The organism is Pseudomonas sp. 86_A, from assembly GCF_017491705.1.
GTDB classification, from domain to species: Bacteria; Pseudomonadota; Gammaproteobacteria; order Pseudomonadales; family Pseudomonadaceae; genus Aquipseudomonas; species Aquipseudomonas koreensis.
In genome coordinates this window covers 1-436 of the sequence record NZ_JAFGYS010000197.1, presented here as the reverse complement: position 1 = coordinate 436, position 436 = coordinate 1, and the positions used below count along the sequence as shown (strand labels likewise).

At 76.8% G+C, this 436-nt stretch carries 1 protein-coding gene; it reads left to right on the top strand.

What is annotated here, in order from left to right; translation table 11 throughout:
* Nucleotides 1-433: hypothetical protein (locus tag J5M57_RS28660; RefSeq protein WP_207938569.1), on the top strand; the 433-nt coding region annotated here is incomplete at its 5' end.
* Nucleotides 434-436 lie beyond the last annotated feature (3 nt).

Genomic DNA, 436 nt, shown 5'->3' with positions numbered 1-436 from the left:
ATTAGCGGGCATGCAACATGCGACGTTTCGACGAGTGCCACGCGAACCGGCTCCGGTTCGGCAGGCGGATCGATTCGCGAGAGGGCGACGTTCGCCGAGCATCGAAAGGCTCGACGCGAAGCCGCGCACGTTCGACGATGGCGGGGAGGCCGGCCGGCGCGCCGTCGGGCGCGGGCGCCGGGCGATCGTCGGGGCGACCGTGTCCGGCGGCACGCGCGATGCGCGCACGCCGCGTCGAAGCCCGAGCGCCCCGTTGCCGACCGAAGCGGCGCGCGGCATGACGCGCAGCGAGGCGGGACGACACGGCCGGACGGTCGCGCCGCGCCCGATGCGCGCCGCGGCGGCGGCCGCGCCGTTCCGCGCGCGCGCGAGCGGGACGCCGGCCGCTTCAAAGACGTACGACCGGCGGGCCCGTCCGGGCCGCGCCGCCTGATTC